This is a genomic window from Marivivens marinus, from assembly GCF_035969385.1.
In the GTDB taxonomy this organism is placed as follows: domain Bacteria; phylum Pseudomonadota; class Alphaproteobacteria; order Rhodobacterales; family Rhodobacteraceae; genus SELP01.
This window is the reverse complement of sequence record NZ_JAYKKJ010000003.1, coordinates 49,875-63,670: the sequence shown is the minus strand read 5'-3', so window position 1 is coordinate 63,670 and position 13,796 is coordinate 49,875. Positions and strand designations below refer to the sequence as shown.

Here is a 13,796-nt window from a genome sequence, read left to right as displayed (position 1 = left end):
AGATTCATTTGGCGTTCCATTCGAAGGGCGGCGCGGATGGCTGACCTCGCCGACGATCATTTCCGCCTTGAAGATACCCGCGTTACCCGGCGCTATTTCGGCAAGTTCGAGAAGATCACCGGCTATCTGGGCCGGGTGGCGGCGGTGCTGGACAGCGAAGGGCGGTTTTCCAAGCCCGAGATCGCGGCGATTGCCCGCTATCTTGTCGGGCTGAACCTGACCTTTCGGACGCTGGCGCATAAATACCATTTCGCGGGCCGCTTCGCCCATGCGGGCGCCCTGACCTTTGACCGGGTCGAAAGCGGCTTTCCGGTCTTCACCGAACTGCTGGAAATGGCCAATGACGCGCTTCAGGCGAAAAAGCATCTGTCCGAAATGCCGGGCGAGGAGGCGCTGAAGGACCAGATGGTCCGGGTCATCACCGGCGAACAGGCGGTGCCGGTCAAGCTGCAATACGCCCTGTCGCAGCGGCTTTACTATCAGGAGCTGGCCAGGGGCGGGCAATTCCTTGCCCGCAACGACCCGGATGTCGTTTGGCTGGAAAACCTCGCCGAGGGCCGCCGCCGGTTCCTGATCCACTGGGCGGTTTATGACGCGTCGAACAACCTGCCCACTCTCTACCTGATGGAGGTGGAGGACACGGGCCGGATCGGCCTGCCCAAGGACGAACGCCGCTGGCCGGAGGCACAGGCGCATCTGATGGCGCAGTCGCTGACCTCTCTGAAGCTTTTGACCATTGCCAAGGGATTTGACGAGGATTTCCACGACCTGCACCCCAAACGGCTGCGCCGCATCCACCTTGGCCCGATGTATTCCCATGCCTTCACCCGGCAGGCCGGCCCGATCCGCGAGGTGCTGGAAGCCGCCCGCGCACCCGAGGGCGAGGACTGGGCGCTGGTCTGGACCGAGGAAGACCTGCTGAGCCAAAGCGTGGAGCGGGTCAAGGACGGCTGGTTCAGCACATCCGAACGCGAGATCTTCGCGCTGGACCCCTTTGCCGGGAAGGGGGCGGAAACCGGGGCGACGGCGATGGAACGGGCGCTGATCATGCCGCAGCGACCGTTCCAGGCCCTGGCCGAACGGAACCCGCCAGGGTTCCGGGACGTGCGCAAATTCGTGGTGAACCCGCAGGGCAGGGTGCTGAGCTACAGGTAAGGTGGGTCAAGACCCACCTTACGGCCGGGAATGGGAACTTGGTGGGTCGAGACCCACCTTACGCAAGTGGCGGAAAGGTAAGGTGGGTTTCAACCCACCCTGACGGAGGAAAGATGAGCCAGACAAGCGACCAGATGGAACTGCGCGAGGACGATATTCGCAAGCATTACCCGGCGGCCCTGTCGATGCTGGAAGGCTTCGATCATGCGCCCCGCATCGCCAAACCGGCCGAGGCGGCCGCCGCCCCGGAACGGTCGTCCGGGATCGGCAGCCGACGCGCCTTCCGGTCTACCACCCCCGGCCTTGTCACCCGCCGCACCGCCCGCAGCGAGGGTGTCCAACTGATCGCCCGGATCGAAGGGGCGGACGGGGGCGATGCCCTGACCAGCCCGGTTCAGGCCCATGTGCTGCAAGGGCTGCGCCGGGCCCTGGCCATCGCGCTGGCCATCGGCGAACAGTATTCCGACCGCACCGGTCTGTCGGACCTCAAGCGCCAGAACCTTGAAGGGGCGCTGCCCGCGGGGAAGAAGGCGGAGTTCTCGGAAGGGCTGAGCGCCGAGGCGCTGGCCGTTCTCTATACCTTCGCCAATGCGACATCCTTTCTGCTGGCCGATCACGCGGGCGAGGATACGGTCGAGGTGGGCGAGGTCGATGAGATCCTGACCGAGAACGCCCAACTGGCCCTGCACGGCGCCCTGTGGGAGCTGGATCAGGACGTCGCGACCCACGGCGCCGATGACGCGAAAACAGCCGCGACCGTTCTGGCCTTCGCCGAACAGGTCATGGGCAAGGTCGCCGCGCGGGCCAGCACCGCGACCGGCCTTGCACCCTTTACCGGGGCAAGCTGGAAGGTCGAAGACGATGATCTGACCATTCAGGGGTTCACCCCTGCCCGCAAGGCCAAGGGCACGACCCTGACGATGACCTTCAAGAAGCCGAACGAGGTGGTCGGCAACCACATCGCCAAATATCAGGCGATGAAGCTGTCCAAGATGCTGATGGCCTATGACTTTGACAGGCGGCTGAACCCCTTTGCCGAACTGGGCGGGTTCATCTTTACCTTCATGGGCGATGGCAAGCCGGGGACGGGCAAGACCACCCTGATCCAGATGATGGCCGGGCTGATTAACGACTATTGCAAGGTGGCGGGCTATGCCTTCCGCTACCAGAACTTCGGCATCGACAATATCGACAGCTATCAGGGAAAATCGGGCCAGAACGCCAAGGCCTTTGTCCAGAACGTGCTGGACCCCGGCGTGATCGGCTTTGGCACCATCGACGATATCGACCAAATCGCGGGCAAACGCGGCGACCGGCAGTCGAGCGCCGGCCAGCAAGAGGTCACGGCCGTGTTCATGGAGGCCTTCGCCGGCGCCAATACCGTGGTGCGCGGCAATTGCACCTTCGGCATGTTCTCCAACTATCCCGAGAATGTCGACGACGCCCTGCGGCAGCGGGCGGGTGCCCGGTTCCTCGTGGACGGGCCGCAGACGCGCGAGGATTATATCGACATCCTTGCCCTTCTGATGGGTAAGAAACACGATATCCCGCTGGGCGATCACGAGCTGTTCGCCGCGCAGGAGATCAAGAAGGCCGTCGCCGCCAGTTTCGAAAGCCATTCCCGCCCGCATGAAGAGGGGTTGGCCAAGGTCTTTGAACGGGTGCAGGCGCAGATCGGTGATCTGGACACGATCGCCAAGATGGGCACCTATCTGAAAGCCATTCAGGAAGCCGACGAAAGGTTCACCGGCCGCGCGATCAAGAACATCACCGACGCGGTCAAGGTCCGGGCGATGGATTTCGAACTGCCCGACGAATGGATGGAAAACCCCGACCTGTTCCTGTTCCGCGACTACGACACGAAAAGGGCGATGATCGAAGAGCTGCGCCAGCCGATCACCATCGACATGGTGCTGCAAGAGGTGAACCGCTACGCCGACAGCGAATTCCGCTATGCCGACAAGTCGGACGAGGTGGCGATTGAAAACATGGTGCGCGACTTCGGGCGGCAGGAAGAGGCGAAACGGCGGTATCTGGAGGGGAAGGGGTGACCAACCTGACCGACGCCTTCGCCTCTGGCCTGATCCTTCCGGCGGCTGTGCTCGCCCTCTTGGGTTGGGCCGTGCCGCGCCTGCTGGCGTTGGTGATCCCCGAAGGCGTGCGGCCGCTGATGCTGATCGCGCTTCTGTCCACCCTCGTCATGGGGGTCTTCGGCGCGCTGTTCTTCGCGGGGCTTTATGTCTGGCAGGGGATGCCGATGGCGGCCCTGTTCGAGGCCGGGCTTGCTGCGGGGGTCGTGCATTTCGGGCGGCTCTCGCTGATCTCGGCCCTCCTCTGGGGGCCGATCATGGTGCTGTCCATCGCGGGGCTGCCCAAGAACTGGATCAAGGAGACGTGGTGATGGAGGGGTGGTACGGTAGTTTCGATACTTTTTTGTTGGCGACCGGGCTCTTCGCTGCGCTGGGCTGGTTGTTGCCTTGGGTATTCCTCCGGAATCGAAAGCGCCCAATACTTGGACTGGTTGTTTCCATTCCAGTTAGTCTTGTTTTCCTACTATTGCTGGGAACGGCCGCGTCATATCTTTTGCATCTTCGCGCCAATTCTGGACTACACGCGGTAATTTCTACTGACCCAATAGGGGCAGCGGAATACTTGTTCAACACTGGTGCCGAACTGGTGCCGTTCGGCTTGCTTTCCGCTCTATTTTCCGCACTCGCTGCTTGTGTAGTCGATCTCCGACGAATGGGAGGATCTTCATGAAACTCCTCATCGAAAAGGGCCTGATGTTCGGCAATCTGATCGTGGTGGACAGCCCGGTCTGGGTGGAGCGTTACAACCGCGCGCTGAAACATCTGACCGGCAAGACCACGACCCTGACCGATTTCCACATCGACATTTCGGGCTTTTCGCCCGAGGTGGCGGATGAATTGGGCGACGACCTTTACCTGAACCACGATGGCGTGAACCGGCAATTCATCCTGCTGACCACCGACCAGAAAACCGCACCGCTGCTGAACGCGAAATTTTCGACCGCGCGGGGCATCCTGCGCCAGTTCATCGAAGACAACGCGGCGCAACTGTTCGCTCTGACCGCCCGCGACGCGGTGGCGGGCGAGTTGGTCAATTCCGTCTATCGCGTGGACAGCCCCGCGAAACTGTTCGACATCCGCACCATCCGGGTCGAGGCGGACACGACCGCTGGAACCGTCGCCACCGCCCGCAAGCTGCGCCGGCTGATCGACCGGTTCAAGGCGGACAAGGACGCATGGTGGGACGATGTCCTGATCGCCGAGATGATCGGGCTGGCCAAGGAAACCGGGGACGTGTCCCGATACCCGGTCGATCTGGATGTGGCAGAGTTCCGTCAGGACAATTTCTGGACCTCGCATTTCGGCGGGCTTTACGTGTTCCGGGGGGGGGACCACCCGGCCGTCATCACCTCGGGCGATAAATCCGCGCTGGGCGACCTGCCGGTGCCCTTCGTCTTTGATTTCACGGATCGGGCCCGGATCGCCAAGTTCCTGACGCTGAACAAACTGGCCGAACCGATCGTCGAAGGCCGCGGCATCGACGTGGCCGCGATCCTGCATCAGAAGATGGATTTCGTTGTCGCCGAAGTGGCCGCACAATTGGGCGAGGACCTGACCGGCGCGACCCGGCGCGACCTGCGGCGTCTGGGCCGGAAATACGCCGACCAACTGCCCGAGGAATGGCAGGGGCTGGCCGCGCTTGCCCGATGGGCCGAAGAGGACGCGCCCTGGCCCCGGATCACATCGGATCACCCGGCCTATTTCTATACCCTGCGCGCCAGCCGGCACGCCGACGCCGACCTTGTGAACATGTTGTTGGCCGAGATGTGCCCACTGGATATCCGGCAATTGTTCATCTGCCACAAAGAGGCGTTCTATGCCGCCTATGCCCGCTGGCCGGAAGAAAAACAGGCCTATGTCGCCGATTTCCTTGACCGGGAATACCAGGTGGACAAGGCGGGCACGCGGGCGGCACTCTTTGGGCATGACGCGCCGATGGCGGACCCGGAACCGCCGAAACCCCGGCGCGAGGATATCATCGAACGGGTCGGCCCTTGGGGCGCGGTAAGGAGGACGTGATATGGGACTGGTGAAACTGGTCGTCTTCGGATTTCTGTTCCTGTCGGTGATCTACCTGTCGATCTCGATCTATTCCCGCTCTGTCCGGCGTGAAAAGCTGGAAAAACAGTGGGATGCAGACAACCCCGGGGGTGAACAGGCCGACCGGGATACCTATGTGGAAGAGGGCATGGCCAAGTATGAAAGCGGCTTTCGCAAGAAGCTGATCGTCTTGGTCTATATCGTGCCGACGGTCGCGATCGTCGCGATCCTCTACCTGACCAACGCCAACTGAAAGGGCGACCGATGCGCTATGTTCGAATGACTTTCCGGATTGTGATGGTCATCCTTCTGGGCAGCTTGCTGCACTATGTCCTGCCACAGCACGATATCGCCCGCGTCACCTCGACCGAGGTGATCCGCACCGATTTCAGCGGTTTCAATCGTTGGTTCTACGCGCAGGCCGACAGCGGCAATACGGAACTCTCTACCCGCGACCTGCGGCTGATCAATACGGATCGGCAAAAGACATTCCTCTTGGGGTTCATCCCACGGGATACGACCGGGGTGATGGTCTATCGCAACGAGGATTCGGGCTGGATCTGGCCGCCCTATTTCAAATTCGACAGCTCCGACCTTCAGGCAGAGGCCGCGTCGCTGGTCAGCACGGCGGCAGAACCGCAATGGGTCGTCATCACCCATTATGGCTGGCGCAACCGGTTCTTTTCGATTTACCCCAACGCGGTTGGCATTCGCCCGGTCGAAGGGCCGGATGTGCGGGTGATCCCGTGGTTCAACATCGGCTTCTTCATTTTCCTGATCGTGGCATGGCTGTTCTTGCGGGCCGCCTGGGCGCAGTTCCGCGAACGCAGCCTTGACCCGATGATGGACAAGGCCAGCCACCAGATGGACGAAGTCAACGCCGGGCTGTCGGAACGGCGGTCACGCCTGCGCCGCTGGCTGGACACTTGGCGGCGGAAGTAGCTGGTCAGGGCTGGAACAGGTCCCGCTGGAACCGGCGCCGATAGCCCGCGGGCGTCAACCCGTGGTGGTCGCGGAACAGCTTGTGAAAATGGCTCATGTTCGGGATGCCGCAATCGGTGGCGATTTCCGGCAGGCTGTCGGTGCTGCCGGCAAGGCGACGGGCGGCGAACTCCATCCGTAACCGATTCACGTATTCCGACGGAGATTGATCCAGCAACCGGCGCATCGTGCGGCTGACGTGGGCGTGGGCCTTGCCGGTGCGGGCGACCAGCCCCGCCGCCCCGTCGCGGAACACCACCGGATCCTGAACCGCCGCGCAGGCCTGAGCCAACCAAAGGGGCAGGTTAGGGGGCAGGGCGCGCACCTCGTCCAGAAGTCGGGCAAGCAGGGGCAGCAGGAACGTTTCCAGTTCCAGCGCGCTGCGGGCCTGTGCCCGCTCAAGCCGCAGCGCGGCATGGTTCAGGTCGGCCAATTGGCGACTGTCGAGATGGGCGCGGATCGGGGTCGGTGCATCCGACCAGAAGAAATGGCCGGCAAGGTCCGGGTGCCGTCGCCCGATATCGGCGATCACCTCGGGGTGCAGCGACAGGGACACGACCAATGTCGCCTCTGCCCGGCCTTCCAGCCCATGCCGGTGCAAGGGGCCAGCGAAGACCAGCGCCCCTTCGGTCAGGTCCTCGCGGCTATCGGGCAAATGGTGCCGCACCACCCCGTTCTGCACCCAAAGAAGTTCGTGAAAATCATGCCCGTGCAGGTGCCGTGGGCGTCCCTTGCCCAACTCGGCCCGCGCAAGGTGATAGCGGGCGGAGGGTCCGAAAATATCCTGTGTCTTCAAAAGCTGTATGGTCATGGGATCAAAATAGCATATTCCACGAAACCCGCCCCCGGCATTCTGCCGCAGGTGCGACAAACGCGTGACCTTGCCCGTTTTTCGGGCTAGAGGGGCGGCAACTGCTGCCAAGGGAGGCTATGGCCCATGTCCTTCGACCGTTCTGTGAAAATCGCCCCGTCCATCTTGTCCGCCGACTTCGCCAATTTCGGCGCCGAGATTCGCGCGATCGAGGCCGAGGGGGCGGATTGGGTTCATGTGGATGTGATGGACGGCCATTTCGTCCCGAACCTGACCTTCGGCCCGCCCGCCGTGAAGGCGTTCCGCCCGCATGTGAAGACGGTGATGGATGTCCACCTGATGATCACCCCGGTGGACCCCTACATCGACGCCTACGCCGAAGCCGGGGCCGATGTCCTGACCGCGCATATCGAGGCCGGGCCGCACATTCATCGCACCCTTCAGGCGATCCGCGGCGCGGGGATGAAGGCGGGCGTCGCCCTGAACCCCGGCACCCCGGCCGAGGCGGTGGCGCATCTTCTGGACCTGACGGACCTTGTCTGCGTGATGACTGTGAACCCCGGCTTTGGCGGGCAAAAGTTCATCGACATGACCGCCAAGATCCGCAGCCTGCGCCAGATGATTGGTGACCGTCCGGTGCATATCGAAATCGACGGTGGGGTCGATCCGAAGACCGCGCCGCTGGTGGTCGAGGCGGGGGCTGATGTTCTGGTCGCCGGGTCGGCGGTGTTCAAGGGTGGGTCCGTGGACAACCCCGGCGTCTACGGCGACAACATGCGCGCGATCCGCGCCTCTGTCGCCTGACCTTCAGGCACTATCGGGATCACAGCGCTTGCAGGCCCGCAGCCCCGCCGCGCGGGCTGCCTCGGGACTATTGAAGAACCGCGTGTTCCTGCGCAGCGGCTTTCGCGCAGGGCAGGTGAACCGGCAGTAGATCCCGGTCGAGGTCACACCGGCCCAGACCGTCCCGTCATGGGCCGGGTCGCGGGCCAGAAAGGCATGATAGAGGGCGTCGTCATCCATGGCCCGACCCTATCACGGGTCGCGGCCCGAATCCTGCGCAATCACCAGGCCAGCCGCGCCGCGAAGGCCAGAACCCGCCGCAGCGCATCTTCATAGGCCGCATCGGGAATGGTCATGGCGACCCGGATATGCCCCGCCGCCGCAGTGCCGAAACTTTCGCCCGGCATGACGGCGATCCTTTCTTCGTCCAGCAGGCGGTTGGCGAAGTCTTCCCCCGACAGGCCCGTCGCGCGGATATCCAGCATCGTGTACATCGCGCCCTGCGGCGGGACCGCGCGGACGGTATTTTGACCCGCGATCAGCGCCAATGTCATATCGCGCCGCCTGGCAAAGGGGGCCGCAACCCGCGCCTCCGCCTCTGGCCCCAGACCCAGCGCATAGGTGGCGGCATCCTGCACGAACCCCGCCACGCCGTAGTTGGTGTTGGTGGACAGATTGATCAGATGGTCGATGACCTCGACCGGGGCACAGATCCAGCCGATCCGGCTGCCGGTCATCGCATGGCTTTTCGACATCGACCCGACAAGGATAGTCCGGTCGGCCATGCCGGGCAGGGCACGCGGAGAGATATGTTCACCCTCCCACACCTGGCAATCATAGACCTCGTCCGAGATCAGCCAGAGGTCGTGATCGCGGCAGACCGAAGCGATGCCGTCCAGCGTGTCGCGGGAATAGACGACGCCGGTCGGATTGTTCGGCGAATTGATCAGAAGGCTGGATGCCCCCTCTGCCTGCGCCGCGATGGCGTCGGGGCGGGGCTGAAACCCGTCCTCGGCCCGCGCCTGAACCGGCACGGCCACGCCGCCCGCCGCCCGGATGGTGCCGGGGTAGGTGGCGTAATAGGGGTCGATGAACAGGCCCTTTTGCCCATCCCCGCAGGTTGCCAGATGGGCGGCGAAAAGTGCGGCCTGCCCCCCCGCCGTGATCAGGATGTTTTCAGGGCCGGTGGGCACGCCCGTCATGCGGGTGACCCGTTCGGCCGCCGCCCGCCGCAACGCCGGGGTGCCCGGCACGATGGCATAGCCGGTGTGCCCGCCCGTCGCGGCCCGGTGCATCGCGTCAAGGATATCCGGCGCGGTGCGCACGTCATGTTCGCCGATGGTCAGTTCGGTGACAGGGGTGCCCGCCGCCAACATGGCCCGCGCGCGGTAGAAGACGCCCCAGCCGTCGGACCCGCCGGGGCTGATGGAGGTGATACGGTTCGATAGTTTCATGGGCGGACGGGACCAGCCCATTCGGCCGGTGTCAATCCCGGATCAGCTTGCGCGGGCCGGAACCTTCGGCCGCAAGCGTGTCGTCGGGATTGTATAGGGCGCAGGTGTCGAGCGACAGGCACCCGCAGCCGATGCAACCGTCCAGCCGGTCGCGCAATCGTTCCAACTGGGCGATACGGTCGTTGATCCCGTCCCGCATCCGTTCGGACACGCGGGTCCAGTCGGCCTTGCTGGGGGCCTGATGGGCGGGCAGGTCGGCCATTTCGGCGGCGATCTCGGACAGGGAGAACCCCAGTTTCTGCGCGATCATCGCAAAGGACAGACGCCGTATGTCGGGCCGACCGTATCGGCGGTGCCCGCCCGCGTTGCGCACCGGCTGCACAATGCCGTGGGTTTCGTAGAACCGGATCGCCGACACGGCCAGCCCCGTCCGTTCCGCCAGATCGCCGATCGTCAATCCGCCCTGCATGAAAAACCCCTTGATCTAAAGCGGACTTGAGAAATTACACCTGAGTCGAAGGTTGAACACAAGGCAAGAAAGGATTGAACGATGCCATGGGAACGGAATTCGGAACGGGTGTGCCTGCCGCCTGCGGTGGTGCGGCACCTTGAACGGGATGGGCTGGGGTGGGGGCACGACCTGACCGCGGGCTGTGTCCGCTTTGGGCTTGATCGGAAAGGGGGCCGGAATGGCAAGGCTTGAACATGTGAACGTGACCGTTGCCGACCCACGCGCCACAGCCGCGGTCCTGCATCGGCTGTTTGGCTGGGAAACCCGCTGGGAAGGAACGGCTATCAATGGCGGCTTTACCGTTCACGTCGGAACCGGCGACCAGTATCTGGCACTGTACACAGGCCCGGACGGCGGTGCGGCGCAAACCCCGGCCGACAACAGTTATCTCATGCGGGGTGGGCTGAACCATATCGGGATCGTCGTGGACGACCTGGCCGCGGCCGAGGCGGCGGTCCGCGCCGAAGGGTTCGCGCCGCATTCCCATGCGGACTACGAACCGGGCCGCCGCTTCTATTTCGATGAAAACAACGGGGTCGAGATCGAGGTGGTCTGCTACGCCTGATCGTTCCACCCGCACGAGGCCAAGTAAGGTGGGTTTAGACCCACCTTACCCCGGTCTCAGCCCATGGCTTCCAATTCGTCGATGAAGCCTTCGATCATCGACAGGCCCTTGTCCCAGAATGCCGGGTCGCTGGCATCCAGACCAAAGGGTGCTAAAAGGTCCTTGTGGTGCTTCGACCCGCCCGCTTTGAGCATATCGAAATATTTCTCCTGGAAATCCCCGTCGCTTTCTTCGTAGGCAGCATAGAGCGCGTTCACCAACCCGTCGCCGAAGGCATAGGCGTAGACGTAGAAGGGCGAATGGACGAAGTGGGGGATGTAGGACCAGAAGGTTTCATAGCCTTCCATGAAGTCGAAGACCGGCCCAAGGCTTTGGGCCTGCACGGACATCCACAGGGCGTTGATATCCTCGGGTGTCAATTCGCCTTCGGCGCGGGCGGCGTGCAATTTGCATTCGAAATCGTAAAAGGCGATCTGGCGCACGACCGTGTTGATCATGTCCTCGACCTTGCCCGCCAGAAGAACCTTGCGTTCCGCGTCATCCTTGGCGTCGGCCAGAAGCTTGCGGAAGGTCAGCATCTCCCCAAAGACCGAGGCGGTTTCGGCCAACGTCAGCGGGGTGGAGGACAGAAGTTCCCCCTGACCGGCGGCCAGCACCTGATGGACACCGTGGCCCAGTTCATGCGCCAAGGTCATCACATCGCGCGGTTTGCCCATGTAGTTGAGCATCACATAGGGGTGCACCGTGGTGACGGTCGGGTGGGCAAAGGCGCCGGGGGCCTTGCCCGGTTTCACGCCCGCGTCGATCCAGCCTTTGTCGAAGAACGGTTCGGCAAGCTCGGCCATGCGCGGATCGAACCCGGCGTAGGCTTCCATCACGGTCTTGCGGGCCTCTTCCCAATTCACGATCCGGTCGGATTCCATCGGCAGGGGCGCGTTGCGGTCCCAGACCTGCATCCGGTCCAGCCCCATCCATTTCGCCTTCAGCGCGTAATAGCGATGCGACAAGCGCGGGTAGGCGGCGACCACCGCGTTGCGCAGCGCCTCGACCACCTCGGGTTCCACATGGTTGGACAGGTGGCGGCCGGTCTGCGGGGTGGGGAAGCCGCGCCAGCGGTCCTCGATCTGCTTTTCCTTGGCGAGCGTGTTGTGAACACGGGCGAACAGTTTCACGTTCTGGCCAAAGACCCGGGCCAGTTCGCGGGCCGCCGCCTCGCGCGTGGCGCGATCCTGTTCGGTCAGAAGGTTCAACGTCGCCTCAAGGTTCTGTTCCTCGCCATCGACGGTGAACATCAGCCCGGCCATGGTTTCATCGAACAGCTTGTTCCAGGCGCTGGCCCCGACGGTAGACTGGTCGTGCAGGAATTTCTCCAACTCGTCCGACAGCTGGTAAGGCTTCATCGCCCGCATCCGGTCCAGCACCGGGCGATAGCGGGCCAGATCGGCGCTTGCGGCATAGGCGGCGTCCAGCGCTTCGTCCGACAGGCGGTTGAATTCGAGGCTGTAGAAGACAAGCGGCGTGGTGAAGGTGGTGACCTTATCCTGACAGTCGGACATGAATTTCGCCCGCTCGCCGTCCATGGTCATCTGGTAGTAGCGCAGGCCGGCATATGACATGATCCGCCCGGCGATGATGTCGATCTCCTCGTATCGCTTTACCGCCTCGGCCAGCCCGGCGCCGTCCAGATCGGCCAGCTTTCCTTCGTAATCGGCGGCGAAACTGGCGCAGGCGGTTTCAAGCCAGTCCAGATCGCGCGCCAGTTCCGGTGCATCGGGATCGGCGTAAAGGTCGGTCAGGTCCCAATCCGGCAATTGGCCCAAAGCGTTGGCGCCGCGGCTGTCTTTGTCGAAATTGGGGGTAGGGGTGCGCATGGAATACCTCGTCATGACGTTTGACGTCAGAGATAGTGCTTTGCCCGTCGACATGAAACCCCCGGGGGCGGAGAGGGTGGGTTGAAACCTACCTTACCTTTGAGGGGCTCTGCCCCTCTGGCCCGTTGGGCCATTCACCCCGGAGTATTTGGGGCAAAATGAGAGTGGGGAGGATGAGGGTGCCGAACACCGTCGTGCGCGGCGGCGGGGATGCGGTGGGTCCAGCGCGTTGAAAGACAGGGCGCAAGGTGGGTCTTGACCCACCATTTGGTCAGGGCGCGGCGTTGAAATGGCCGGCGATCCGATCGAACACCATCTTCCGGGTCTCGGGCCCTTCCATCATCACTTCGTGACGGGCGCCGTCGATCTCGACCAAGGTTCCATTTGGCCAGCGGCCCATCCGGTCGCGGATGCGGCTCGGGTCCACGATATCCTCGGCCGTGCCAAGAAAGGTGATCGTCGGCACATCGGGTGAAGGTTTCCGTGCCAGCGCCCGCATTTCCACCAGCGCCTCGCCGAGCCAGCGCAGGGACGGTCCGCCAAGGGCAAGATCCGGGTGCGCCCGAAGCTGGTCGAGCATGTAGTCGAACATCTCGCGGTCGGTGGTCAGGGAATTCTCGTTGAAATCGGCGGTATTCACGTAGCTGTCGGCGTTCTGGCCCGGCGGGAACCTATGGCTGAACCCCAGCGGTTTGGACAGGGACGACACGACCCAGGCAAAGGGGCGCAGGGCCGGGGCGATTCCGATCCCCCACATTGGGGCCGAAAAGGCCGCAGCCCTGACCGGCAGCCCGTCATACAGGGCGCGCAGGCCAATGCAGCCGCCCATGGAATGGGCAATCAGGTAGAAGGGTTCGGGCAAACCCTGATCGCGGGCATAGCGCAGCACCGCCGCGACATCCTTTTGGTAGTCGTGGAAGTGGTGCACATGGCCCTGCATCGGGTTGTGATCCGGCCGGTCGGCCAATCCTTGTCCCCGCCAGTCCACCGCGACCGTCGCAAAGCCACGGTCCAGCAGATCGCGCGCCGCGCGCCCGTATTTTTCGATATATTCGGTCCGGCCTGGAAACAGCAGGACGGTGCCCCGCGCCTCTGGCCCGGTCCAATGGCCCACGCGGATGCGCACCCCGTCCGACGTGCGCAACCATTCGGTCCGGCCCCCGGCCGGCCCGTCCGCCACCGCATCGAAATAGGGTGCGCCCGCCAGCATCAGGCCAGAACCCCGGCCAGCTTCATCGCCATACCCATGTCGCCATCCACGGTCAGCTTGCCGGTCATGAAAGCGGCCGTCGGGTTTTCCTCTCCTTCAAGGATCGCCTGAAAGGTTTCGGCGCTGGCCGAGAGGGTCACGTCGGCGTCATCGTCGCTGACATGGGCACCGGAGCCGTCGATCACGATCGCGCCTTCGCCTTCGATCTGGAACTTGGCAGAGCCGTCAAAGCCCGCGCCGCCCATCTTGTCGTTCAGGGCGGCAACCGCCGCAGTCAGAATTTCGCTCATCCCGTGTCGTCCTTTCGATGATTTGACCGCTGGGG

General features: G+C 63.4%; 16 protein-coding genes. 9 read left to right on the top strand and 7 right to left on the bottom strand.

The window, feature by feature from the left end:
• The first annotated feature begins 36 nt into the window (after positions 1 to 36).
• The 6 genes from U3648_RS05105 to U3648_RS05080 all read left to right on the top strand — a co-directional run bounded on the left by U3648_RS05105 (position 37) and on the right by U3648_RS05080 (position 6,227).
• Positions 37 to 1,155: a hypothetical protein gene (locus U3648_RS05105; protein WP_420858167.1), complete on the top strand. Its 1,119-nt coding sequence runs from the start codon at positions 37 to 39 to the stop codon at positions 1,153 to 1,155.
• Positions 1,156 to 1,268: 113 nt separating this feature from the next.
• Positions 1,269 to 3,206 (top strand): AAA family ATPase, encoded by a 1,938-nt coding sequence (locus tag U3648_RS05100; protein WP_420858166.1) that lies wholly within the window; start codon positions 1,269 to 1,271, stop codon positions 3,204 to 3,206.
• The gene (locus U3648_RS05095; RefSeq protein WP_420858165.1) at positions 3,203 to 3,556 is read left to right on the top strand and encodes a hypothetical protein; all 354 of its coding nucleotides are present in this window, start codon (positions 3,203 to 3,205) and stop codon (positions 3,554 to 3,556) included. Before U3648_RS05100 ends, U3648_RS05095 begins: the two co-directional genes overlap by 4 nt.
• A 355-nt stretch (positions 3,557 to 3,911) precedes the next feature.
• Positions 3,912 to 5,264, top strand: a complete 1,353-nt coding sequence (locus U3648_RS05090) for a DUF6638 family protein (protein ID WP_420858164.1) — start codon at positions 3,912 to 3,914, stop codon at positions 5,262 to 5,264.
• 1 nt (position 5,265) lies between these two features.
• Positions 5,266 to 5,538, top strand: a complete 273-nt coding sequence (locus tag U3648_RS05085; protein ID WP_420858163.1) for a hypothetical protein — start codon at positions 5,266 to 5,268, stop codon at positions 5,536 to 5,538.
• Positions 5,539 to 5,549: 11 nt separating this feature from the next.
• Positions 5,550 to 6,227 carry a DUF1523 family protein gene (locus tag U3648_RS05080; RefSeq protein WP_420858162.1) on the top strand — a complete coding sequence of 226 codons (678 nt, stop codon included), beginning with the start codon at positions 5,550 to 5,552 and terminating at the stop codon, positions 6,225 to 6,227.
• A 4-nt stretch (positions 6,228 to 6,231) separates the two neighbouring features.
• On the opposite strand, the gene U3648_RS05075 is transcribed toward U3648_RS05080, so the two are convergent.
• Positions 6,232 to 7,077 carry an AraC family transcriptional regulator gene (locus U3648_RS05075; protein ID WP_420858161.1) on the bottom strand — a complete coding sequence of 282 codons (846 nt, stop codon included), beginning with the start codon at positions 7,075 to 7,077 and terminating at the stop codon, positions 6,232 to 6,234.
• A gap of 126 nt (positions 7,078 to 7,203) precedes the next feature.
• On the opposite strand from U3648_RS05075, the gene rpe reads away from it, so the two are divergent.
• A complete protein-coding gene (rpe, locus tag U3648_RS05070) occupies positions 7,204 to 7,881 on the top strand; it encodes a ribulose-phosphate 3-epimerase (RefSeq protein WP_420858160.1) in 678 nt (225 codons plus the stop codon).
• Positions 7,882 to 7,884: 3 nt separating this feature from the next.
• Here rpe and U3648_RS05065 read toward each other — a convergent pair whose 3' ends face one another.
• The 3 genes from U3648_RS05065 to soxR are packed head-to-tail and all read right to left on the bottom strand — an operon-like array spanning position 7,885 to position 9,783.
• Entirely contained in the window at positions 7,885 to 8,100 is a 216-nt protein-coding gene (locus U3648_RS05065; RefSeq protein ID WP_420858159.1) for an Ada metal-binding domain-containing protein, read from the bottom strand.
• Positions 8,101 to 8,141: 41 nt separating this feature from the next.
• Entirely contained in the window at positions 8,142 to 9,314 is a 1,173-nt protein-coding gene (locus U3648_RS05060; protein WP_420858158.1) for a pyridoxal phosphate-dependent aminotransferase, read from the bottom strand.
• Positions 9,315 to 9,345: 31 nt separating this feature from the next.
• Positions 9,346 to 9,783: a redox-sensitive transcriptional activator SoxR gene (gene soxR, locus U3648_RS05055; protein WP_420858157.1), complete on the bottom strand. Its 438-nt coding sequence runs from the start codon at positions 9,781 to 9,783 to the stop codon at positions 9,346 to 9,348.
• 81 nt (positions 9,784 to 9,864) lie between these two features.
• Here soxR and U3648_RS05050 point away from each other — a divergent pair, with 81 nt between their 5' ends.
• The gene (locus U3648_RS05050) at positions 9,865 to 10,017 is read left to right on the top strand and encodes a hypothetical protein (protein ID WP_420858156.1); all 153 of its coding nucleotides are present in this window, start codon (positions 9,865 to 9,867) and stop codon (positions 10,015 to 10,017) included.
• Positions 10,004 to 10,390, top strand: a complete 387-nt coding sequence (locus U3648_RS05045; protein WP_420858155.1) for a VOC family protein — start codon at positions 10,004 to 10,006, stop codon at positions 10,388 to 10,390. Before U3648_RS05050 ends, U3648_RS05045 begins: the two co-directional genes overlap by 14 nt.
• A 56-nt stretch (positions 10,391 to 10,446) precedes the next feature.
• On the opposite strand, the gene U3648_RS05040 is transcribed toward U3648_RS05045, so the two are convergent.
• The 3 genes from U3648_RS05040 to U3648_RS05030 form a co-directional block, all read right to left on the bottom strand.
• A complete protein-coding gene (locus U3648_RS05040; protein WP_420858154.1) occupies positions 10,447 to 12,261 on the bottom strand; it encodes a M3 family oligoendopeptidase in 1,815 nt (604 codons plus the stop codon).
• Positions 12,262 to 12,532: 271 nt separating this feature from the next.
• Complete coding sequence (locus U3648_RS05035) at positions 12,533 to 13,471, bottom strand: alpha/beta hydrolase (RefSeq protein WP_420858153.1); 939 nt, start codon at positions 13,469 to 13,471, stop codon at positions 12,533 to 12,535.
• The gene (locus tag U3648_RS05030) at positions 13,471 to 13,761 is read right to left on the bottom strand and encodes an SCP2 sterol-binding domain-containing protein (RefSeq protein ID WP_420858152.1); all 291 of its coding nucleotides are present in this window, start codon (positions 13,759 to 13,761) and stop codon (positions 13,471 to 13,473) included. Before U3648_RS05030 ends, U3648_RS05035 begins: the two co-directional genes overlap by 1 nt.
• Positions 13,762 to 13,796: the final 35 nt, after the last annotated feature.